Annotated in this window: 22 protein-coding genes and 1 tRNA gene; 12 read left to right on the top strand and 11 right to left on the bottom strand. The window is 44.2% G+C overall.

Annotation, left to right across the window (positions count from 1 at the left end):
• Positions 1–65 precede the first annotated feature (65 nt).
• Positions 66–500, top strand: coding sequence for a hypothetical protein (locus JWQ85_RS10215; RefSeq protein WP_299467551.1), 435 nt, complete (start codon positions 66–68; stop codon positions 498–500).
• A 115-nt stretch (positions 501–615) separates the two neighbouring features.
• On the opposite strand, the gene JWQ85_RS10210 is transcribed toward JWQ85_RS10215, so the two are convergent.
• Both JWQ85_RS10210 and JWQ85_RS10205 read right to left on the bottom strand, forming a co-directional pair.
• Positions 616–1,422, bottom strand: coding sequence for an AraC family transcriptional regulator (locus tag JWQ85_RS10210; RefSeq protein WP_299467549.1), 807 nt, complete (start codon positions 1,420–1,422; stop codon positions 616–618).
• A gap of 72 nt (positions 1,423–1,494) precedes the next feature.
• Positions 1,495–2,304 carry an SDR family oxidoreductase gene (locus JWQ85_RS10205; RefSeq protein WP_299467547.1) on the bottom strand — a complete coding sequence of 270 codons (810 nt, stop codon included), beginning with the start codon at positions 2,302–2,304 and terminating at the stop codon, positions 1,495–1,497.
• A 438-nt stretch (positions 2,305–2,742) separates the two neighbouring features.
• Here JWQ85_RS10205 and JWQ85_RS10200 point away from each other — a divergent pair, with 438 nt between their 5' ends.
• Together JWQ85_RS10200 and JWQ85_RS10195 are read left to right on the top strand one after the other, a co-directional pair.
• Positions 2,743–3,093, top strand: a complete 351-nt coding sequence (locus tag JWQ85_RS10200; protein WP_299467545.1) for a hypothetical protein — start codon at positions 2,743–2,745, stop codon at positions 3,091–3,093.
• An 11-nt stretch (positions 3,094–3,104) separates the two neighbouring features.
• Positions 3,105–4,646, top strand: a complete 1,542-nt coding sequence (locus tag JWQ85_RS10195; protein WP_299467543.1) for an FAD-binding protein — start codon at positions 3,105–3,107, stop codon at positions 4,644–4,646.
• A gap of 245 nt (positions 4,647–4,891) precedes the next feature.
• On the opposite strand, the gene JWQ85_RS10190 is transcribed toward JWQ85_RS10195, so the two are convergent.
• A complete protein-coding gene (locus JWQ85_RS10190) occupies positions 4,892–5,182 on the bottom strand; it encodes a hypothetical protein (RefSeq protein WP_299467541.1) in 291 nt (96 codons plus the stop codon).
• 140 nt (positions 5,183–5,322) lie between these two features.
• On the opposite strand from JWQ85_RS10190, the gene JWQ85_RS10185 reads away from it, so the two are divergent.
• The 6 genes from JWQ85_RS10185 to JWQ85_RS10160 all read left to right on the top strand — a co-directional run bounded on the left by JWQ85_RS10185 (position 5,323) and on the right by JWQ85_RS10160 (position 9,095).
• Entirely contained in the window at positions 5,323–5,559 is a 237-nt protein-coding gene (locus tag JWQ85_RS10185) for a hypothetical protein (protein ID WP_299467539.1), read from the top strand.
• A 156-nt stretch (positions 5,560–5,715) separates the two neighbouring features.
• On the top strand, positions 5,716–6,168 hold the full coding sequence (locus tag JWQ85_RS10180) for an SRPBCC domain-containing protein (protein WP_299467537.1): 453 nt from the start codon (positions 5,716–5,718) through the stop codon (positions 6,166–6,168).
• Positions 6,149–6,472, top strand: coding sequence for a helix-turn-helix transcriptional regulator (locus JWQ85_RS10175; protein WP_299467535.1), 324 nt, complete (start codon positions 6,149–6,151; stop codon positions 6,470–6,472). Before JWQ85_RS10180 ends, JWQ85_RS10175 begins: the two co-directional genes overlap by 20 nt.
• Before the next feature lie 12 nt (positions 6,473–6,484).
• A complete protein-coding gene (locus JWQ85_RS10170; RefSeq protein WP_299467533.1) occupies positions 6,485–6,943 on the top strand; it encodes an SRPBCC domain-containing protein in 459 nt (152 codons plus the stop codon).
• 177 nt (positions 6,944–7,120) lie between these two features.
• The gene (locus JWQ85_RS10165; protein WP_299467531.1) at positions 7,121–8,140 is read left to right on the top strand and encodes an SDR family NAD(P)-dependent oxidoreductase; all 1,020 of its coding nucleotides are present in this window, start codon (positions 7,121–7,123) and stop codon (positions 8,138–8,140) included.
• Positions 8,141–8,366: 226 nt separating this feature from the next.
• Positions 8,367–9,095, top strand: coding sequence for a helix-turn-helix domain-containing protein (locus tag JWQ85_RS10160; RefSeq protein WP_299467529.1), 729 nt, complete (start codon positions 8,367–8,369; stop codon positions 9,093–9,095).
• 340 nt (positions 9,096–9,435) lie between these two features.
• Here the strand turns inward: JWQ85_RS10160 and JWQ85_RS10155 are convergent, their stop codons facing one another.
• The 6 genes from JWQ85_RS10155 to JWQ85_RS10130 form a co-directional block, all read right to left on the bottom strand.
• Entirely contained in the window at positions 9,436–10,476 is a 1,041-nt protein-coding gene (locus JWQ85_RS10155; protein WP_299467527.1) for a methyltransferase, read from the bottom strand.
• Between the two features lie 409 nt (positions 10,477–10,885).
• Positions 10,886–12,724, bottom strand: a complete 1,839-nt coding sequence (locus JWQ85_RS10150) for a glycoside hydrolase family 13 protein (RefSeq protein ID WP_299467525.1) — start codon at positions 12,722–12,724, stop codon at positions 10,886–10,888.
• A gap of 292 nt (positions 12,725–13,016) precedes the next feature.
• Positions 13,017–15,491, bottom strand: a complete 2,475-nt coding sequence (locus JWQ85_RS10145; protein WP_299467523.1) for a hypothetical protein — start codon at positions 15,489–15,491, stop codon at positions 13,017–13,019.
• 448 nt (positions 15,492–15,939) lie between these two features.
• Complete coding sequence (locus tag JWQ85_RS10140; RefSeq protein WP_299467521.1) at positions 15,940–16,698, bottom strand: SDR family NAD(P)-dependent oxidoreductase; 759 nt, start codon at positions 16,696–16,698, stop codon at positions 15,940–15,942.
• Between the two features lie 81 nt (positions 16,699–16,779).
• The gene (locus JWQ85_RS10135; protein ID WP_299467519.1) at positions 16,780–17,403 is read right to left on the bottom strand and encodes an NADPH-dependent F420 reductase; all 624 of its coding nucleotides are present in this window, start codon (positions 17,401–17,403) and stop codon (positions 16,780–16,782) included.
• A 62-nt stretch (positions 17,404–17,465) separates the two neighbouring features.
• Complete coding sequence (locus tag JWQ85_RS10130; protein ID WP_299467517.1) at positions 17,466–18,230, bottom strand: SDR family NAD(P)-dependent oxidoreductase; 765 nt, start codon at positions 18,228–18,230, stop codon at positions 17,466–17,468.
• 105 nt (positions 18,231–18,335) lie between these two features.
• Here JWQ85_RS10130 and JWQ85_RS10125 point away from each other — a divergent pair, with 105 nt between their 5' ends.
• Positions 18,336–18,692 (top strand): helix-turn-helix domain-containing protein, encoded by a 357-nt coding sequence (locus JWQ85_RS10125; RefSeq protein ID WP_299467515.1) that lies wholly within the window; start codon positions 18,336–18,338, stop codon positions 18,690–18,692.
• 437 nt (positions 18,693–19,129) lie between these two features.
• On the opposite strand, the gene JWQ85_RS10120 is transcribed toward JWQ85_RS10125, so the two are convergent.
• Both JWQ85_RS10120 and metG read right to left on the bottom strand, forming a co-directional pair.
• Positions 19,130–19,201 (bottom strand) — tRNA-Arg (locus tag JWQ85_RS10120).
• Between the two features lie 73 nt (positions 19,202–19,274).
• Positions 19,275–21,341 (bottom strand): methionine--tRNA ligase, encoded by a 2,067-nt coding sequence (gene metG, locus JWQ85_RS10115; RefSeq protein ID WP_299467513.1) that lies wholly within the window; start codon positions 21,339–21,341, stop codon positions 19,275–19,277.
• A 119-nt stretch (positions 21,342–21,460) separates the two neighbouring features.
• Here metG and JWQ85_RS10110 point away from each other — a divergent pair, with 119 nt between their 5' ends.
• Positions 21,461–22,378, top strand: coding sequence for an LD-carboxypeptidase (locus tag JWQ85_RS10110; protein WP_299467511.1), 918 nt, complete (start codon positions 21,461–21,463; stop codon positions 22,376–22,378).
• A gap of 15 nt (positions 22,379–22,393) precedes the next feature.
• On the top strand, positions 22,394–22,543 hold a 150-nt coding region (locus JWQ85_RS21920), incomplete at its 3' end, for a DoxX family membrane protein (protein WP_367186200.1).

The raw sequence follows: 22,543 nt of genomic DNA, 5'->3' as shown, positions 1-22,543 counted from the left end.
AAAGTTAATATTATTTTAAAATCAGAATTGGTATATTGCATTGGGCATTTGTAATACAGTATGTTATGAAAAAGGCGCTGCTGATAGTTATAGTATTCGGGCTGCTTTTTGGTTCGTGCAAAAAAAACAACCACATCCCCCCTCCTGCAAAAGTTACAATTGTTGGTAAATGGAAGTACAAAAAATCGCGCAGCCTGTTTATGGATTCGCAAGGCACGATATTATCTGAGGATGTGATTACGGATTATACCGACAATGATTTCCTGCAATACAATGCAGATGGCACGGGCCTATCAATGTTGAAGGGCAGCAAGGTTGATTTTACCTATAGTTTTATCGACAGCATCGATACGGAATATACATTGCCCCGGTCGGCAGGTGATAAGCCATTAATATTTACCGTGTTCGTATTAACTGCCACCGCGCTTACACGGCAGAATATAACATACGGCCCCGGAGAATTTAGAACAATCCGCGACGAGGACTTTGTTAAATTTTGACCATTGATTTTTGGCTGTGTTCATTTCGTTAATTTTTGGTTGGCGGAGTTTAAGTTTAGAATTGGCTTGGGCGAAATAGATAAAACAAAAAGTGGATCGATTAAATAGCTTTAGCCTAAACCATTGATGGCGATAAGCCAAATAGCTTTTTAAATGCTACGAAGAAATGCGCGTAATCCTTAAAACCAACCTCCAGGTAGACTTCTGAGGCCCTAACCTTTTTTTCTTTTAAGAGATAATGCGCGTCTTCAAGTCGCTTTTTTAATAACCAACGGCTTGGTGTGGTATGGTATATTTTTTCAAAATCGCGCTTAAAGGTAGAAAGACTTCTGCCGGTAAGATATGCAAAGTGCTGCAGGTCGCCATTGTATTGGTAATGCTCATCCATATAAGCCTGAAGGTCTATTTTGCCGGGCTCGCTAAAATCAAACAGCAGATCCTTTAACTCTGGGTTAGTACCAAGGAAAACAAGTACCGCTTCCTTTATTTTGGCCTTGACCAATTCGCCGCCCATGTGTTGGCTATATTCCAGATATGGTAAAAGGGAATCAATGTAATTGTTAAAAAGGTGGTTGGGCTTTAATGGAAAAACATTGTCGTTGTTACGACCGGCAGCGGTTATACCACGCCGGAATTGATCTTTTAACTCCAGTAAAGTGTCCTGATCTATACAGATAGCTATAGAGCGGTATTCGCCGCCTGGTTCGGGCTGCTTTACAAACTTGCTTAACCGGTTCTTAACCGCGAACCTAAAATCGCCTGCTTTATATAGTTGAGATTTACCACCAAAATGTACTTCCGACGTACCCGAAATAATATAATCGACTACATGTTGCCGGATAAAAAGCTCCCCTTCCACCATTCGCTTTGAAATGCAGGAATAAACGATCTGTGGGAAATTCGGATTAGTGGTGTTAGCCATTTCAAATCAAATATATGGTAAACAGGGCTCATATACCAAAGCATACCAGCCCTGTTTGGGTATCTGCCTAAATTATTTCCCAAGGAATATCGCCGACATTTCTTTTCTTGATGCTTCTGCCCCTATCTCTAAACGTCGCTCATGCATCTGCTTTGAATCGGCACCTGCAGTATAATGTACCTGGTCTTTCCCATCAGTTGCTGCTTCATATATTACCTCTGCAATTTGTTCGGCAGTTGAACCGCTGGTGTTAGGGTCCATCATACTTGAAACAACGCCTAAGTAATGATCCATAGCTTTTTTATAAGGTTCGGTACTTGTGATTACCACATTTGATCCAAATTCGGTTCTGATAAATCCCGGTGCTATTGTCTTAATGCCGATGCCAAAGGCCGCCAATTCGTAACTCATGCCTTCACTCCAACCCTCTATGCCCCATTTTACCGCATGGTACAAGCTATCGAACGGAAAAGTAACCAGGCCGGCAATAGAGGTAATATTGATGAACAAACCACTTTTCTTTTCCCTGAAGTGCGGGATAAACGCCTGCGTAACCCTTATAGCACCAAGTAAATTAGTGTTAACCTGTTTCAGCAATTGCTCGTCGCTTACACTTTCCAGCGGGCCTATGGCGCCATAGGCGGCATTATTAAGTACCACATCTATTTCTCCCAAAGCAATTGCTGCAGTAGCAGTGGTTTTAATTTCATCAGGATTAGTTATATCAAGTGGTAAAACGGTAACCCGTTCCAGGTTGTCAAAATCTTTTGCCTTATCGGTGTTGCGCATGGTGGCTATAACATTCCATCCTTTGCTGTGAAATAAATGAACTGCTGCTTTTCCAAGTCCGGTAGAGGTGCCGGTAATAAATATTGTTTTCATGTTTTCTTTGTTTAATTTATATCACAAAGAAAGGTGGAATAACAACCCAAAACCTTGTTAAAAAAGTCAACTTATATTGGTAAAACGTCCATTTGAAAGTGCCGATAATTTATTAGTAATATCTGATAGATCCTACAATAAGTTCTCCAGCAAATCCCCCATTCGAATTTCGCATTAACCACCTCTAAACTAACCCATTAAAGACATAAATATTTGGTATTGTTAATAATAGTATTTAAATTGTTTTAACTTAAGCATCTGACAATGACTTGCTTTGCCCTCCTGCAGATATCTACGGTCATTATTTCTAAAAAGACGGCGATGCTATGCGCCGCGATTCTTAATACCACTAACTACAGGCAAAGACTGTTTATAGCCCCGATCCATAATGACATCTGCCAACAGGCAATACCCCATTAACCAATAAACCACACAATCATGCATCCTACCCCTCAATCCATTCCTTATCGCTGCCGTTTGGTGGTGATTTTGCTGACGGTTACTTTATCCTTCAGTAGTTGTGTTACTTACCGCGTCCAAACCAAAAAACTGGAAGGCTCCGAATACGAGCAGCGAAGAGTAAGCTCTCTTTTTTGGGGCATACTTCAAAACCCAAAAGTTGTGACCACCCCTGTTTGTGATTCATTGGGATCGCAAGGGATGTCAGAGGTTTATATCAGACGAAATTTTGGGGATTATCTGCTCAGTACGGTTACCCTGGGCATTTATAACCCAAGTACTTTAAAATGGAAATGCGGTAAACCCTGCCCTAAAACCGGAACCTTATAAACCTAAACGTTATGAAAATCATTAAAACAGGGAATATTGCCTGGACTAACCGGCATGACACCTTCACAGAAACCATCAAAGACCTTTACGAGCTGGGTAACGAGGATGATTTGGACGCCCTTGACAGCTATAACGATGCCACCAAAGGCTTTTTAAATATGATTGCCGAAGCTATAACCACACAAACAACTTTACGCTCCCTGGGGGCGGGTTGGTCCTGGGCTAAGATCGCAACGGCCGCAAATGGCATAATGCTGGATACTAAGCCGCTGAACACCCGCTTTAACATTACGGCTGCAAGCGTGGCCCCCAACTATCCCGGCGATCCCGGGCATCTGCTATTTGTCCAAAGTGGCATGAGCATCCAGGAGCTCGGTGATTTCCTGCGGGCAAAAAAACAATCGTTGAAAACTTCGGGGGCAAGTAACGGGCAAACCATAGCTGGGGCTTTAAGTACCGGGGCGCATGGCGCAGCTTTTGATTTTGGCGCGGTGTCAGAATTCGTAGTGGGTCTTCATATCGTGGTGGGTGCTACCCGGCATGTTTACCTGGAGCGTGCATCAGCACCTGTAGTTTCTGATACTTTTATTCAAAACATACAGGCAGAGCACATACTGGATGACAACATGTTTAATGCGGCACTCGTCAGTTTCGGAAGCTTTGGCATTATCCATGGGGTAATGATAGAAACCGAGGACCTGTTCCTGCTGGAAACTTATATGCAGCGACTGCCTTATGATGATTCGGACAGTGGCAAGATATTAAAAGGAATGATGCAAACGCTGGATTTTAGTGCGGCCAACTTGCCCTGCGGCAACGAGCGCCCTTATCATTTCGCGGTGCTGATTAACCCTTATGATATGGCCAAGGGCGCTTACGTAACAACGATGTACAAACGCACCCATACCAATGATTACAGCCCACCAGTGGCTAATGAAGCCGGTATTGGGCCGGGCGATGATGCGCCCTCCTTTATTGGTTTGCTCACAGATTCGATCCCGGCACTGGTGCCTATGCTGGTCAATAAAATACTGGGGGCAAGCTTAACGCTCAGCGACCTGGATGCCCAGGGCAAGCCGGTAAAAAAGCTGGGGACTGTGGGCGAAATTTTTAACAATACCACACTGCGCGGCAAATTGCTTAGCGCGGCGGTAGGCTTCCCTATCGAAAAGGTGAACCAGGTTATTGACCTGATGCTGAAAGCGAATGACGATTTCGGCCCTTTTGCCGGGCTTTTTTCGTTCCGCTTTGTTAAGCAATCCAGTGCAACCCTGGGCTTCACAAAATTCAAACACACCTGCGTGATGGAGCTGGACGCAGCTTATTCAGACAAGGTGCATAACTATTATTCGCAGATCTGGAAAATTCTGGAAGATAACAATATCCCTTTCACCTTTCATTGGGGCAAGGTTAATGAGCTATCCCCAACAAGGATCAATAACATGTATGGCGACGCTGCCACTTCCTGGAAAACCGCACGAAACAAATTGTTGGATGCGAACACTATTAAAGTATTTAACAATCCTATACTACAGGAATGGGGGTTAGATTAAAGGTTGAGCCGACTGTGATTATTATAAGGTATAAAAAAGGGAGAATTTCTCCTTTTTTATACCTTATGTCCACAAGTGATCGTACAGTTAGCTTTACACTCTAAAAAAACGATGGTGAAAATAATGGTCGTGTTAGTAAGGAATATTCATTGCCAGCAGCATACCCTTTTATATTCCGATAAATTAGCGGTCATTCTACTAACAGAAATCGGGGTCTTTGAGACCACTTGAAAAGATGGGCTATTTTATAAAGCGGTCAGTTCAACCTTTTGCCCGAAATCATCCTTGCTTAATTTCCCTTTTCGTAACTGGCTGATATATTTTAGGGCACTTAGCCTGTCCAGTTCCTCTTGGTAGAGCCTGCGTTCCTCGTCTGTTTGAGGGCTATTACGAAGCCGGAGCCGGATGGATGTGCGTGATATTTCCTCATCCAGTATATCCGGCAGGCAGTTTTGGAAATGATTAAACGTATTTATAGGATAAGGGATAAGGGCCATCTGTTTTATTGGATAAGTATAACACTTACATAATAACATGATTTTAAGCCTGTATTACCTTTTTGTTAGCCATCTTGCCAACAAAAGTTTGAAAAAAACCTTTGGAATACACTTACCAAAAAAGGAACTTTGCCTTACTATATCAGAGCATCTATTGTTTCACCTCCAAATTGAAAAAGATGAACTATGAAGTCATATTAAACCGGAACGGGTACAAACAAGCCTTACAATTTATTACAGATACTTTTAAAAACCTGAAGATATGGAAAGTAAGGTTCCAGGACGGTGAAGAAGCGGTACTTTTTAAATGCGGGACAGAATGGTTCCAACGCAACGAAGATGGCCTTGATCGTTGGCTGCTAAAAGAAATTGGCCAAAAGATCGATCATATTAATTTGGGTATCGCGCTTTCCTGAAAACGGGTTTTGCCCCTGAATGGCCGGTCGTTTGTAAACCTACTTTGTCCATTACCTCAATGGTATCCCCCATTAAGCATAACAAAATATTTTTTTAAAATATTTGCGTAACCCATAAGTTACTTATACATTTGAGTAACTTACAAGTTACGCATTATGGAAAAAATCATTAAACACCAATTTTTCTTCCCTCATCCGCCAGAGACGGTTTGGGAATACCTGACAAAATCAGAACTGATGGCGCAATGGCTCATGAAAAACGATTTTCAGCCTATCGTCGGCCTTGACTTTCAATTCAGGACAGGCCCAATACCCAGCCTGAATTTCGACGGCATCTTCTACTGCAAAGTATTAGCTGTCGTTCCTTTTAAAAAGCTTTCCTATTCCTGGAAGAGCGGCCCCGGCGAGGGTAAGATCACGCTTGATTCGGTAGTGATATGGAAATTGGAACCCAGGGACAAAGGCACGGAGGTTTTCTTAGAGCACAGCGGTTTCGCGAAAAAAGAAAACCTGGATTTTTACAATGGCTTGCTGCATGGCTGGGTAGAGAAACTCCAAAACATCGACAACCTTTTAAACGCTGCACAACATGGCCATACCAACGCTTGATACATTCCAGGTGATCGGCGATCCGAGCAGGAGAAAGATGCTGATGCTGCTCTCAGAGGATAGTTTGACCATAAACAGCCTGGCAGAGAATTTCGATATGAGCCGCCCCGCGGTATCTAAGCACATTAAAATACTGCAAACTGCGGGCTTCATTTCTATTCAGGACATGGGCAGGGAACGGTATTGCACATTGAAAAAGGATGGCTTCGAAGAACTGCAGGCCTGGCTCTCTTACTTTGATCAGTTCTGGACATTGAGGCTTAAAAAGTTAGAAAACCTATTAAATAACAAATTACCCAACTAAAAAATCAACAAAATGACATCAGATTTTAACACCACGTTTTCGGTACACCAATCGCCGAATGACGTATTTAAGGCCGTCACTAATGTTCGCGGATGGTGGTCCGAAAGGATTGACGGCGGTACAGAACAACTGAACGATGAGTTTACCTACCAGCGCTGGGACCTCCACAAGTGTACCATGAAATTAATAGAGGTTATACCAGACAAAAAGGTTGTTTGGCTTTGCCTCGACAACTACTTCAGTTTCACGCAAGACCAAGCAGAATGGGTAGGTACAAAAATTGAGTTTGAGATCACTGAAAAGGATGGGGAAACGCAACTCTATTTTACCCACAGGGGCCTGGTTCCGGCATATGAATGTTATGATATTTGCTTTGATGCCTGGACCAGCTATATCAAAGGTAGTTTGCAAAGCCTGATCACTACGGGTAAAGGCCAGCCGAACCCTAAAGTAGAATTACAAAATAATTAAAAACCATGATGGATATAAGAATTATAGAGCCAGGCGGTATAGGAAAGCTGCCTGGCCTTAAATTTATTAAACTGGGACATACATTAAGGTGGTCTTTAAAACAAAGCAAAATAGGCCTTTAAAACAAAGTTGGAAAGTTTCCTGCCATATACTTTTGTATCAACAAAATAAATTGACATGACACAGAACAATTATCAAGGCGCGTTACAGCAACCAACCGGTTCCGGTTTTAACGCCACATCAACAGTGGGTGATGTAATTAAAGGCATTAATCTTACAGGAAAAATCGTCATCATAACCGGCGGTTACGCAGGTATCGGATTGGAAACGACTAAAGCACTTGCAACAGCAGGAGCAACAGTGATCGTCCCGGCAAGAGACACTGAAAAGGCAAGGAAGAATCTGCAAGGTATTGCCAATGTAGAGCTGGAGGCAATGGATTTGATAAATCCGGATTCCATCAATGCGTTTACAGAAAAATTTCTGGCATCAGGCCGGCCGCTTCATTTACTCATCAACAACGCGGGTATCATGTGGGTGCCCTTGCGCAGAGACACCCGCGGCATCGAATCACAACTAGCCACCAACTACCTGGGGCAGTTCCAGCTTGTGGCAAGGTTGTGGCCTGCCTTAAAGAAGGCCAATGGAGCAAGAGTTTTAAACGTTTCATCTTTTGGCCACCAAATGTCCCCGTTCAACTTTGACGATCCCAATTTTGAAAATCGCGAATATCAGACCCTGCTGGGATACGGGCAATCAAAAACAGCCAGTAATCTATTTTCCGTTGAATTAGACAATCTCGCGAAGGCATTCAATGTAAGGGCATACGCATTGCACCCAGGTGCAGTTTATGGGACCGACCTGGGCAGAGAGGAGCCGATAGCGCTGTTCCAGCAAATGGGAACTCATGATGCGGACGGTATAATCAAGAAGGAGGTAGCAGAGAAATTAAAATCAATACCACAGGGTGCTGCCACAACCATTTGGTGCGCTACCAGCCCACTACTCGACACGATTGGAGGAGTATATTGTGAAGACTCGGATATCGCAGAACTGGACCTGGGAAATATTGAGCACAAATATGATGAACCCTGGACACTTCGTGGGGTGCAGCCTTATTCGTTAGACGAAGAAAATGCCAAAAGGCTCTGGAAATTAAGTGAGGAAATGACAGGGATCACCTTCCGGGTAAACTAATACGCCTTATAATATTTAGCCTATCCTGGCCGTGCAGATGCCGCCTTAGATCACTATTTTTGAGATGGCAAGATCACGGCACAGGTATTTTTTCATAATGGGAATTGAACGGATCATAAAACAAACTGAAACGATGGAACATACATCAAAATACATCACTCCCGAAATAAAGCTGTCGTGCTATGAAGATAAACTTTTCAAATCGGAAATTGTATTTGACCACCACATGCTTATATGGTTCATCTCGGGCGAGACAAAAATAGTCCAGGCGGGGGCGAGCTATAATTTTAAAACGGGTGATATATTTTTAATTCCAAGAAACCAGCCGGCCACAATCATCAATTATCCAAAAGACGGCTTGCCGCATAAAACCGTTGTGATGCTTTTATCGGCAAAAAGGCTGAGTGCTTTTTACGAAAATGTTAAGGTGACGACAGCTATCGCACCGATACCCAAAATCTGTAGCTTCAATAATCATCCGCTACTCCAAAGTTGTCTTGCTTCATTAATACCCTATTTTGAAATAGAAGACCTGCCTGGACACATTGCCTCCCTGAAAATTACGGAGGCAATTAGTATCCTAAGAAACATCGACCCTGATATTGATAGTGTTTTGGCAAACTTTGAAGAACCCGGGAAGGTTGATCTGGTCAGCTTTATGGAGAAAAATTACATGTTTAATATGACCATGGAGAAATTCGGTTATTTGACAGGCCGAAGCTTAACAACTTTTAAGCGGGATTTCAAAAAAACCTACAACACAACTCCTCAAAAATGGCTTACTCAAAGGCGACTGGGATTGGCACATTACATGATTACCGAAAAGCACAAAAAACCAGTTGAGGTTATATTTGAGGTTGGTTTTGAAAACTTGTCTCATTTTTCATACGTTTTCAAAAAACAATTTGGATACGCACCAACTAACTTGCTGGAAGGTAAGGCAAAAAGAGTGTAGGGAGAATTTTATGGGATAACGGTTCCATACTTGTCGAGGCTTGCATGACACTTAGGGCAAGTAGTTCCTCCATAAATAAATTGATTTCCGTTTCCCGGCATTCTTATTATCGGTTGTTTTGTATTACAGACAGGGCAGTAAACCCTTTTTAAGTTTATTCCAAATTTCGATTTATTCTTACTAGCTATTACAAGCCAAATAACAACACAAATAATGATGATAGCGGTTACAATAAAATCCATTTAGAGATTAGTTTAGCATACTTGATCACTGTAACGATAAAAAAGCCTTCAGAGTTTTATCTAAAAGGCTTTTATAATCATACCCTATACTGTTCCTTTTATTTGTATGCTATTGCCGCACTTGATGGTCCTGCTAACGGAAGAAGTGAGGTTGATTTAAACCCGACTATATTGGCCCACCTGTTAAAGTCGGCAAATGTGTAATCAAATCCTGTTCCTGTTTCAATAAGCATATTCAAACTCATCATCATACCAAAAACGTTTTGCTTTCTTTCATCATCTATTATGCCTTCAATAGCCACAAATGCTCCGTTGGCGGGAAGTGCATCATAAGCTTTTCTCATTAATGATATTTTATTTTCTTCGTTCCAATCATGCAGGATATTTCCCATTACAACAACGTCTGCATTGGGTATTGGCATAGTGAAGAAGTCGCCGCTTGCAGCTTTTACGCGATCTAATAACCCGAATTGCTGTATGGTAGCGTTTGCAATAGGCTCAACCGGTGGCAGGTCAAAACTTGTACAATGCATATGAGGGTTATGCTTTGCAACCATAAGTGATAGCAACCCGGCCGAACCGCCTACATCAATTAGCGTTTTATATTTTGTAAAATCAAATTTTTGAGCAAAGGCCGTAAAATTACCCATTTGGATCCCGCTCATGGCATTGGTAAATTCTTTTAATTTTTCAGGGTCCTTGTATATTAAACCGAAGAAATCCTCGCTCCTTTTTGCTTCGTTTTGCGGAAGCCCGGTAAGCAGCCCCTCGCCCAAGTTGCCCCAAAATCCATATAAACGATTGTTCATCATTTCAAGGATGCCTCCAATATATGATGGTTTGTTCTTATCTAAAAATGTATCCGAGTCCAAAGTATTTGAATAAATAGCTGTATCCAAAATACCTTCACGCTTTAAAAAACCAAACACGGTTAAAGCATCTAAAAAATCATAAACATTCCTGTCTGTGCATTTAAGCTCTAAAATGTCTTTGACATCTTTAGCCATCATAGTTTTCTTTTCAGCAAGCCTGGTGAATAATTGAAAACTCACTGCAGTCAAAAGAATTTTTGAGGCCCAAAAGCCTGTGCCAATCTTCATAATGTTTTCAGGCGATGGTTGGTTAGTTTGCTGTTCCATTTTTTTCTTATTAATTATCGGTTTAATAAATTGGTGGTTCCTTCTAGAAAATCCTACCAGAGGCAGGCAAAATTACTTATCTAAAATACAGCGATTTAATTTGATAAAAGAATAAAGGGGTTTGATAAACGGCTGAAAATGTGCAACAAAGCCAAAGAATTGGATATCATTACGATTTGAAAGAAAACTACGTTATGTGATCAGACACTATTTTAAAAACAAAGGCGAAGCACCTTTTAATGCTTCGCCTTAATATGGTTCTACGCTATCGAACCCTATCGGTCCAATATGCTTTAAAGGTCCTTTTTGACTGTTTTTACTTCAAGAAATCACCAGTGTTCATAAGCCTTGGCTGTAGGTGTTATTCAAACGCCGCCAGCGTATATATGATATGCCTTTTTATATTTGATCAATTGCTTAACTCCAATACATATTCACCTTTCGCAGGTATAGTGATGGTATTACTAAGCGGGAATGTTTTGGCTGTTATCACATCTTTGCCGGTAGTATATTTGCCAATAATATCCGTAAAACGATCCATTTTTACGGTTTCATCGGTTATGGCGCTGTTTAATATCACCATAACGGTGTGATTACCTTTAGTGCGGCCATACACATAAATGCCGTTTTTAGGCTCATAATGCATCATGGTACCTTTAGTAATGGCATCGTTAGTTTTGCGCCATTGCAGCAGTTTTTGTAAATAATCCCAGGCCTCGTTCTGCAAATCTGTACGGCCAGCCTTAGTAAATTGGTCACTTTTGTCGCCTGGCCAGCCGCCGGGGAAGTCTTTACGTAAACTCCCGTCGCCTTCTTCCTTAGTACCGCTCATTAATATCTCGGTACCGTAGTATAACTGCGGGATGCCACGCATGGTCAGCAAAAATGCAAGGCCTTGTTTATAGCGTTTTAAATCCGTGTCTTCTTTCCTGTTAAAGCGACTCAGGTCATGATTATCTAAAAAAGTAAGCACATTATAAGGATTGGCGTAGATAAAATCCTGGGCTATGTCTTCAAAAATATCACCCAGGTAACCGTTATCGGCCTTGCTATCAAAAGCTTTTTGCGATATAAACGTCAATGAAAAATCCATAGGTGTTTTCAGGAACGGATCTCTTTTGCTTAGGATAGAATGTTTTTGCCACCATGCAGATGAGGTGCTTTTTTTATACCAGGTTTCGCCAACTATGTTAAAGTTGGGATACTCGGCATACACCTCTTTATTCCAACGCGTAAGAAAATCAAAATCCATATACGAATAAGTATCCTGCCTGATACCGTCAATACGGGCGTACTCTATCCACCAAATGCTGTTTTGTATCAGATAAGTGGCCAGGTGCGGGTTAGTTTGATTTAAATCGGGCATACCACGGGTAAACCAGCCGTTTTGAAACGTGCTTCTTTCCGTTTGTGAAGCATGCACATCCATAACCGATACGGTAGCGTGGTTGGTTTGCAAAAACACCCCTTTGTTGTTTATCCAATCTTTAGATGGCGGGTCGGCCATCCACCAGTGCGAGCTACCGCAATGGTTCAGCACCATATCCATTACCATCTTCATGCCTTTTTGGTGGGTAGCTTTAGTCAATTCGCGAAATTCCTCGTTACTGCCAAATCGCTGGTCTACCTTATAAAAATCGGTTATGGCGTAGCCGTGGTACGATCCGCCCCGCATCTTATTTTCCTGGATAGGGTTAAGCCATACCGTAGTAATACCCAGGTCTTTCATGTAATCCAGCTCTTTAGCTACACCTTCCAAATCACCGCCATGGCGGGCATTGAGGTTTTCGCGGTTAACGGTTACATCGTCCCAGTTATCGTTTTCGGGTTTGCCGTTGGCAAAACGATCGGGCGTTATCAGGTACAACACATCCGATGCGTTAAAGCCCAACGCGCCACTTTTATCGGTACGGGCTTTTAGCGGGTAACTATAAGTAAATTTATCCTGCCCGTTGGTAAATTTTATAGGTACCATCCCCGGCTTGGCGCCTTTGGCCACATTAACGTATAAAAACATATAATTGGGGCTTTCCACCTTAGCGGCTTGTTTTAAAGTTACCCCCGGGTAATTGATCACTACCATTGACTTGCCAATATTGGGCCCATAAACCAGGATCTGGAATTCAGATTTTTTCATGCCTACCCACCAGTTGGCCGGTTCCACACGTGTAATTGTTATAGCAGCTATAGCCGGGGTTACCATTAAAACAACCGCCAGCAATAATAGATTAGTAACTTTCTTAAACATATAATATGAATTTTGATGGTTTAACTTCAGCTTGTGGTCGATGCTATCACCGCACCACTAAATAAAAAAAGAAATCTAACTAAATAAGCCTTTAGATTTCCATCTAAAGGCTTTTACTTATCTGTGTGGTCCACCGAAGCCGTATTAGTGTTGTCGGACCCGTTGATTAAACCGTTTAGGTGGGCAACAGTATAAATGTCGGACAATTTTAATATGAGGTCAAATAGAATCAGTTTTGAACAGCTAAAATGCTGTCGAATTAGAGCGCATTGATCTCGACATATGTTAAGGCTTATACATGTTGCGTTGTAGGTAGGTGATGCATCGAGCCTCTAACCCTCAAAACACCCCTCTGCTCCAACACCCCGAACACGGTCAGATCGAGTTCGAAGAACGCGCCGCTTTGAGGCTCGTCGGGCATGTGTCGCCGCTTCCATTCGTCGATGGCGGTGGCGACACTGGCGGCAAGTCCTGTGGCATATGCCTCTTTCGGTAACAGCAGCACCGGCACGGTCACCGGTATTCCGGCCCCGGCAATAGCTTCATAACTATACGAGACGGTCAACCGCAGCCAGCGACCGGTCGTGTCGCCGAACAGTCGGGCGAAAAACCCCTCGATGCGTTTGGCCAGCGTTTGGCCGAAACCCGATATGTCGATCGGATCCGGTGCGGCCAGGAAAGGCGCGGCGGCGGCACCCGGGCCCATGAACCCGGTGTGAAGGGCGAAGTCGGGGTTCGGCGTCTTTCCGTCAACCGGCAGCAGGTTGCGCTCGAGCGCCAACTCGGCGCGGGCGCTTTCGACCCCGAGTACATCCAGCTTTTCGAAAACCAGACTACGCAAGTGCCAGTTGCGGTCGGCAAAGGACAGGTAGCGCTGTGTGGCGTCGGAACGAAACCTCCAGTCTTCGCCTGTCCTTTCGGCGGTGTAGCCTTCGTAACGCGGTAACAGCTGCGGCACGCCCGGCCCTTCGGCCCCGGTGATGGCGACGCGCAATGTACCATCTTCTCCTTCGGCTTCCGCTATGCGATACGACGCCTGCTGTTTCATCCTCATCATTTGGGTGCGATACATCCAGGTATTGCATACGTTCAGTGCCAGCCATTCGAACGATTCGCGGGCCTGTGGCATCACGTCTTCCTGTTCCAGGTCGGTGCGCAGCTGCACATAGGCCTCCGAGAATTCGACCAGGGCGTCGAAGAGGTCGGGCCTCGACGTAGCGTTCATTACGGATGCACCGGTATCGCCGGTATCGAGCCGCACGATCAGGGTGTCCTGGACGGCTGATTGGCGGTCGTAGGCGATGCGGTAATCCCACAGTCGTGATCCGAGCAGCTTTGCTGCCGCATCGGCTGCGGCGTCGCCTTCCGAAGCCAGCGCCTGCTGTTGCATAATGAGGGGCGGCATGGGCAGGGTCTGAAGCAGGACGGGAACACTGGCTTTCAGCAGCGGCCCGTTGCTCGTCGGCAATGTAACGGGATGGTAGAGGCGGATGTCGCCTTCTCCGTAAAACGGATTGCCGGCCCCCGTGATCCGAAGGCTGCACTCGAGCGGCAGCGCCTTATGGTCGGCACGGTCGGCTGTATCAGCCGAGCAGGCAGAGATAAAATAAGTCTTGTTTTCCCGGAAATTGAGAAAGCCCTGCGACACCGCAAGTATTTGTCCGGCATCGACCTGGACGGCTTCCGCCAGCAGTCCGACGCCCGCCGGGGATTCGACGCCGCCAAGTTCCGCAACAAGCACTGCTACCAGCGTATTGGCGCGGCCGGACTTTTCCTCAAGCCACCCCTGCAGCCACCATTGGGCCTGTGCGAGCAGGGCTTCATGCCCGGTGTCGGTGAAAAGCGTCGCGAGCTCCTTACGTGCACGCTGGTTGGCAACGGCCTGGCGCGCGGCAGTGACGGCATCGGAAGGATGCCGGTCGAGCGCTTCGACGAAGCTTCCGGCCAGTATGTTGAGGTCGACGTCCTTCACTGAGCGCTTCCCGATGACCGTGTCGTTCGACCAGAGCGATTGCCCGCTCAGGTATTGCCGCACCGGCACATCCGGCCTCGACTGCAAGGTAGCCGATAAGGGCCGTAGCCCGAAAAATGCAGGGCCCGAGAGCGAGCACCCGCCTTCGACCATCCGGAAAGGCACCAGCCATAGTATTTTTCGCCCGTTGTTCTGCGAGTATCCCATCTTCACATGGGGCGTTTTGTTTTCGTACGTCGCCATCCATGCTTCGAGTTCCGCATCCGGAATGACACCGAAAGGGAACTCAAGGCCAGGATTTCCCCTGGTCGGCATTGACCCGAAAGGATCCGGGCGCCAGGGCCTGTCCCAAAGATACAATGCGAGCGGCCGCAGCCCTTTGAGCTCGCCCGACAGCGCGGCGGAAGGCAGGCTGATCGATTTTGTCACCGGCTCAGGGCGACTACCGTCGTTGAGCATGGCATAGAAGGCATCCAGCACGGCCCTGGCAAAAGACAGGATGTGGTGGGCCGAGTCCCAAGCCGCGACATCCGGCACTGCCAACAGCAGACGCGGGGCGTGGGAAAGAGCGTCTTCGACATCAGAATACCGGTAAAGGTCCGTAACGGCCTTTTCGGTGTTGATGGGAGGGCCTTCGGTTCCGGCATCGGTGAAATACGGAGTGGTATCGAACCGGAGATCAATCACAAAAGCGTCGGGCAGCAGGCGGGCCCCGTAGGTTAGGCTGGGCCATTCCGCGAAAGAAGGAATTTGTTTATACTGTCCGGAAAGATCGTTGATTTGTGATTGTGTCATGGTCAGGTTACTATGGATGTTAAAGCCGAAGGGAAGATAGGAAAAAACCAGGGAAGAATTTGAAGTTGACGGCCCGCATAGCTATGTTTGATTCAATATTGTGCTTGCTTCCTGCCGGAACTGGCAGACCGGTTTGTAGAAAAGGACATTTTAAGTCAAAAAAGCGGTTATTATAAAAAGGAAGGTTCGAATTTCTTTTAAACAAAAATAACTTACTGATAATCAGTAAGTTATTTTACAAGTGATCTCAAAGGCTCCAATTTTCAATAATTTTATAGAGGATTTACAACTATTAATTGACGTGGCGGTACAATAAAGGCCGATTTCGAAAATGGCGACGAGAATTGTTTAAAACTATTTTGAAACAATTATTTTAGTGCGTTTTGGTGAAACCACCGTCAACCAATAATTCCGTCCCATTGTCTTCCATTTTTTTGGAGTTTATGATTTAAAAACCATACATACCACCAGAAACGGAAATTTGCTCACCCGTAATCCACGCTGCATCATCGGAAGCAAGAAATACGGCAGCTTTCGCAATATCTTCGGGCTGGCCTCTGCGACCAAGCGGTGTATTGGTAACAAACATTTTTTCATACTCACTACCAGGAGTAACACCCGCACTGGTTGCACCTTCTGTTTCTGTAGCGCCCGGCAAAATAGAATTGATACGAACATTTTTTGCACCCAGTTCTTTCGACAAGGATATCGTTATGGCATCTAATGCCGCTTTAGTTGCAGAATATAACGAAACTCCTGCCATCGGCGATTTGCTTGCACCCGAACTGATATTGATAATATTGCCGCCCTTATCACCAAACGCTTTCAAAGATGCCTGAATAGTAAGTACAGGGCCTAAAACATTGACATTGAAATGCCGATGAAAAGCTTCTACCGATGCCTGTTCAATAGGTAGAAATTGTTGAAAGACCGCGTTATTTACCAAAATATCCAACGTGCCGAAAGCCGTATTGGTTTCTTCAAACAGCCTGATCACATCGGCTTCTTTCGATACATCGGCCTGTACCGAAATGGCTATGCCTCCATTGTCGGTTATCTCCTTAACTACACTATCTGCGCCTTCTTTACTTGAAGCATAATTTACAACAACCTTTGCGCCTTCTGCCGCAAAGTGTTTGGCGATAGATGCGCCTATTCCTTTTGATGCACCCGTAACAACGGCTACTTTGTTTTTTAATTTATTCATTATTTCTACTATTTATGATTTGAGACTGTGGTTCCCTTTGTCCACGAGGCAGGATCGTATTGAATTTGCGATAACGATTCATCAGTCGAACTTGACCAGGTCCTTAAAGATCAGTTGACCCCAGCTATTTCCGTGCGCCTGCACAAGGAGTCCGCCTTCCGAAAGCCCGCCAAGTTTGATTGGCGCGAAGCCAAGATTTTCCGCAAGCACACCAATCTCCGCTGCTGCGCCGTCATCGTCGCTCGCCAGGAACACTACTCTCCTGCCACCATGTACAGCCGGATCCTGTTCAAGAATGGCAGCCACCAAATGGTTGAAGCCCTTAACCAGTCTACCACCAGTAAAGGCCTGCGCGACGAACCTGGCAGACGGCAGTCCGCCCAACTTCTCAAGGGGCACGCCGTAGGCATTGGTCACATCAACGATAATCTTACCCTGCCAGTTGGGCAGCGCCTTCGCGACATCCGGGTGCGATTCAAAACGCACAGCCAAAAAGACGACGTCCGCCTTTACGGCTTCCGCCAGTGTTGTGGGAATGATCCCGGATCCGATCGCAGCCGCATCGGCCGCAAAGCTTTCCGGATCGCGCGTGGTTGCAACGGATACTTCGATGCCTTTGCGGGCAAACGCCTTAGCCAAAGCCCGGCCGATATTGCCGAAGCCGATAATTGCGTAGCTTGCTACGTTGTTTTCTGATTTACTCATTTTGAAAATTATTTTAATTATTTAATGGCACGGGTTATAAACCCGCGCCAGCATGGGGTCAATTATTTAGACAAATAGCTTAAGCCACCATCAACAAGGAGTTCAGCACCGAGCATAAACGAAGAATCATCAGAAGCCAGGAAAACCGCTGTTTTACCAATATCAGATGGTTGCCCAATTCTGCCTATCGGCATTACATCTGCCCAGTATTTTTTTACAGCTTCAAGTTGTTCTGCAGGAACAAACTTGTCAAATACCGGTGTATCTGTTGTACCTGGCGATATTACATTTGCCCTGATTTTTCTACTTAAAAGGTCGTTTGAAAATCCTTTTGCAAAATGGATCACAGCCGCCTTGGTAGCACCATAAAGCGTAAAATTCGCATATGCCCGATGCGCTGCATTTGACCCGATAAGAATAATAGAACCACCATCGTTCATATAGGGCAGTCCTTTATGAACAGTGAAGTAAACACTTTTCAGGTTTAAATCCATTGTCTTGTCATAGTCGGCTTCGCCAATATCTGCCACAGAGCCAAATGCTGCTCCTGTAGCTGCACCACCTGCATTGGCTACAATCACGTCTATTTTACCAAATTTTTCAGATGTTTCTTTAAACACTCTCTCCAGGTCGGCAAGGTTGGTTACATCCGCATTTATGGCTATAAAATCATCTCCCAGTTGGGCTACAGAACTATCTAAAGTTTCCTGATTTCTGCCGACAATAGCTCCTACAGCACCTTCATTTTTAAATTCCTGAGCAATGCCAAACCCAATGCCGCTATTGCCGCCTGTAATAACTGCTACTTTATTTTTTAATCTATTCATTATTTCTTTTTTTAAAGATTGAGCGACAAAGGTAGACTACTAAAGTTATTTTTAGTAACTTTGTACTGATAAATAACAGTAACATCGGTGTAACCAAGTAACATTATGGGATGTAAAATAGAAGAGTTTCAACAGGAACAAAAGAAAAGAATCAGAGCCGTTCAAGATTCAATGGACGTGCTGAACGGTAAATGGAAGATTGCTATAATCTCGTCTATTTGCTGTTACGGCAAAAGGCGTTTTTCCGATATTTTGAATGATATAGAAGGAATTTCTAACAGAATGTTGAGCAAAGAATTAAAGGAATTAGAAATAAACCAGCTGGTAAAACGAACCGTTTTAGATACACAACCTATATCAGTTCAATATGAACTTACGGAACACGGCGATACGCTACAAACCATCATCACCAATCTTACAGATTGGGGAATTGTACACCGAAAGAAAATTATCGGGAAATAATGCTCGCTCTTTGTTGGGTGTTGTCCTACCATTGCTGCCAACAACCTCGTATCAGACATTAGGTTGCCCAATAACCTGTTTGCCGACTATGCAGGTACAGAGGCGCAACTATATTAGCCGATGAATTGATGACAGCAAATGGTGACTACAATCTGCATTTTTAAAATACAGTAGTATCTTCCATCCTACTGTAGAAACCATACAAGCAACAATATTAAATGGAATGGATTTTTAGTTCCGGAGACAGCCGAAGGAATTAATTTACGTAATGAAATGTAGGGTAAATAAATTACTTTGAATGTCAATCTTTTCCCGACAGTCATTCTCCATATCGAAATATAAAAAAAACTGCCAACAAAATGTAAATGCCCACGATTGTGGGCATTTACATTTCATAAAAAAACATTTTGACTTAAAATCCCATATGGGATATTTAGTGGTCCCGACGAGAATCGAACTCATATCTAGAGTTTAGGAAACTCCTATTCTATCCGTTGAACTACGGGACCAGTTCTTTTAAGAAATGCAAAGGTGCAAATTTTGAATGAGTTAGTCAAACACATTTGCACATCTACAATCAACTTATCTTATCACCGATCCGTTTGGCATTTCGTCTGCAGGGGCTACAAAACTTAGCTTGCCTTCGGCGTTTTCGGCCATCAATATCATCCCTTGCGACATAATGCCTTTTATCTCTCTGGGCTCCAGGTTTACTAAAATGCTCACCTGTTTGCCAATGATCGCTTCCGGCTCGTAATGCTCTGCAATGCCCGATACTACGGTACGTTGGTCAATCCCGGTATCAATTGTAAGCTTCAGTAATTTTTTGGTTTTGGCTACCTTCTCGGCAGTTAAGATAGTGCCTGTACGGATATCCAACCCAACAAATTCATCAAAAGTAATATTGGCCTTTGCCGGCGCCACTATGGGTTGCTGCACCACGGCTGATGCTGCCTTCTTATCTGCTAATTTCTGGATCTGTATGTCTATCACCTCATCCTCTACCTTCTCGAACAGTAGAGCAGCCGGGTTTAATTGATGCCCATTGGCAAACTCCATTTCCTGATCAAATGTTACGGCATCAACATTCAACATACCAAATATTTTGGTTGCCGTGGCCGGTAAAAATGGCTGCAGGCAGGTAGCCAAGTGGCCAATCAATATCAAACTATTATGTAAGGCTATTTTGGCGGCCGCAGGGTCACTTTTAATTGTTTTCCATGGCTCTTGTTCGGTAAGGTAGCGGTTGCCTAAGCGGGCCATATCCATTACGCTCTGCAGGGCTGCACGGAAACGGTAGGTTTCCAGGTTTTTGCCCAGCTCATCATAGTACCCACCTAATTCGTCATTTACCTTGGCATCGGTTAATTCGATAATAGCGCCATCGCTTTCCACTTTACCCTCGTAGTACTTGTGCATTAGTATCATTACGCGGTTAACGTAATTCCCTAAAATGGCAACCAGTTCGTTATTTACACGTGCCTGGTAATCTTTCCAGGTAAACTCACTATCGCTGGTTTCTGGTAATATCGATGTTAACACGTAACGCAGTTCATCCTGCTTCCCCGGAAACTCTTCCAGGTACTCGTGCAGCCAAACCGCATGGTTACGTGAGGTCGATAGCTTATCGCCCTCTAAATTTAAAAATTCGTTGGCCGGTACGTTCTGTGGTAATATATAATCTCCGTGCGCTTTCAATATCGCCGGGAATATGATGCAATGGAACACAATGTTATCCTTACCTATGAAGTGCATCAGGCAGGCATCATCCTCGGTATTGGCTTGTTTTTTCCAATACTGCTGCCAGTCTTTGCCCTTATCTATTGCCCATTGTTTGGTGGCAGATATATAGCCAATAGGCGCATCCATCCACACATAAAGCTTTTTACCTTTGGCTTCTTCTAATGGCACGTCAATGCCCCAATCTAAATCGCGGGTCATGGAGCGTGGCTGCAAGCCCGATTTTAACCATGAGCGGCATTGGCCAAACACGTTAACTTTCCACTCACCCTCTTTCTCGTCAATCCATTTCTCTAACCATGGCTGGTACTTGTCTAATGGCAGGTACCAATGTTTAGTTGGTTTTAAAACAGGTTTCTTATTACTTATAGTTGATATAGGATCTATCAGATCTGTGGGGTTTAATGATGTGCCGCAGTTTTCACATTGGTCGCCGTAGGCCTTATCGTAGCTGCAAACAGGGCAGGTGCCGGTAATGTAACGATCGGCCAAAAACTGGTCGAAATCCTCATCGTAATATTGCTCAGAGTACTTCTCAATAAACTCCCCCTTTTCATACAGGTTCAGGAAAAACTCCTGTGAAAGATCGTGATGTATGGCAGATGAGGTGCGGTGATAAATATCAAACGCTATCCCAAATTCCTCAAAACTATTTTTTATCTGGTTATGGTATTTATCAATAATAGCCTGTGGGGTAGTCCCTTCCTTTTTGGCTTTTATGGTAATAGCAGCACCATGTTCATCCGAGCCGCAAATGTATACCACATCCTTTTTCATCAGCCGCAGGTAGCGTACAAAAATATCTGCCGGCAGGTATGCGCCCGCTAAATGGCCAATATGCAGTGGCCCGTTTGCATAGGGCAGTGCCGATGTTATAGTGTATCTTTTAAATTTATTAAGTTGCGACATTAAACAGGGATGTTTATTAATTTGCAAAGATAACTTTTTAGTCGGTAAGACGGAAAGCCCCGATGACCGGAAGACGGAAAGTTAATCAGTTTTAAATCTTAATTTAATCTTTCGGACTTATGCCGACTAACGGACTTTCGGACACTCCAATTCCTTACCTAAAAAAAGGCGATAAGGTAGCCATTACCTGCCCGGCAAAAAAGCTGCCCATACCCATGACCGATGCGGTGAACCTGTTAACCAGTTGGGGCCTTGAAGTTGTTCTGGGTGATACTGTACACGCGTCGTACCATCAGTTTGCGGGCGATGACGCATTTAGGGCCGCAGATATGCAACGCTTTATTGATGACGATAGCATGAAAGCCATTATAGCCGCACGTGGCGGTTACGGTACTATCCGGATGATAGATATGGTTGATTTTAGCGGGCTGCAAAGAAACCCAAAATGGCTGATAGGCTTTAGTGACATAACATTGCTTCATTCGCATATCATTAGTAATTATAATTTACCCTGCATACATGGGCAAATGCCTTTGAATATTCCGGATGCTTCGGCTTATTCATTAGAAACCCTGAGGAAAGCCTTGTTTGGCGAGGAATTAGTATATCAAATTGATGCTACCCCACAAAACCGCATTGGCAATAGCAGTGGCATACTAATAGGCGGCAACCTTTCTTTACTTTTAGCTATATCCGGCTCGGTAAGTGATATGGACTACAGTAATAAAATATTATTTATTGAAGATGTTGGCGAATACCTTTATGCTGCAGACCGTATGCTGTACGCATTGAAACGCGCAGGCAAGCTTAAAAATCTGACGGGCTTAATTGTGGGTGGCTTTACCGATATGAAGGATAACGACATCCCCTTTGGGCAAACCCTGCCCGAGATTATTATGGATGTAGTTGCAGATTATAGTTATCCGGTTTGTTTTGATTTCCCGGCAGGGCATATATCCAATAATTGCAGCCTTGTACTGGGTAAAACAATTAATTTATCGGTACAAACCAATGGGGTTAATATCAGTTATCAATAAACAAATATAAAAAACATGGCATACTTAAGTAAGTTAAACAATTACAGAAACACCGGTTTGCTAATTATACGGATAGGTTTAGGTGCAATGATGATATATCATGGCTATCCTAAACTTATAGGCGGAACCGAAATGTGGACGGGACTTGGCGGTTCAACAAAATAT

This window comes from Mucilaginibacter sp., assembly GCF_028288105.1.
Lineage (GTDB): Bacteria > Bacteroidota > Bacteroidia > Sphingobacteriales > Sphingobacteriaceae > Mucilaginibacter.
This window is presented reverse-complemented; position numbering and strand designations above follow the sequence as displayed.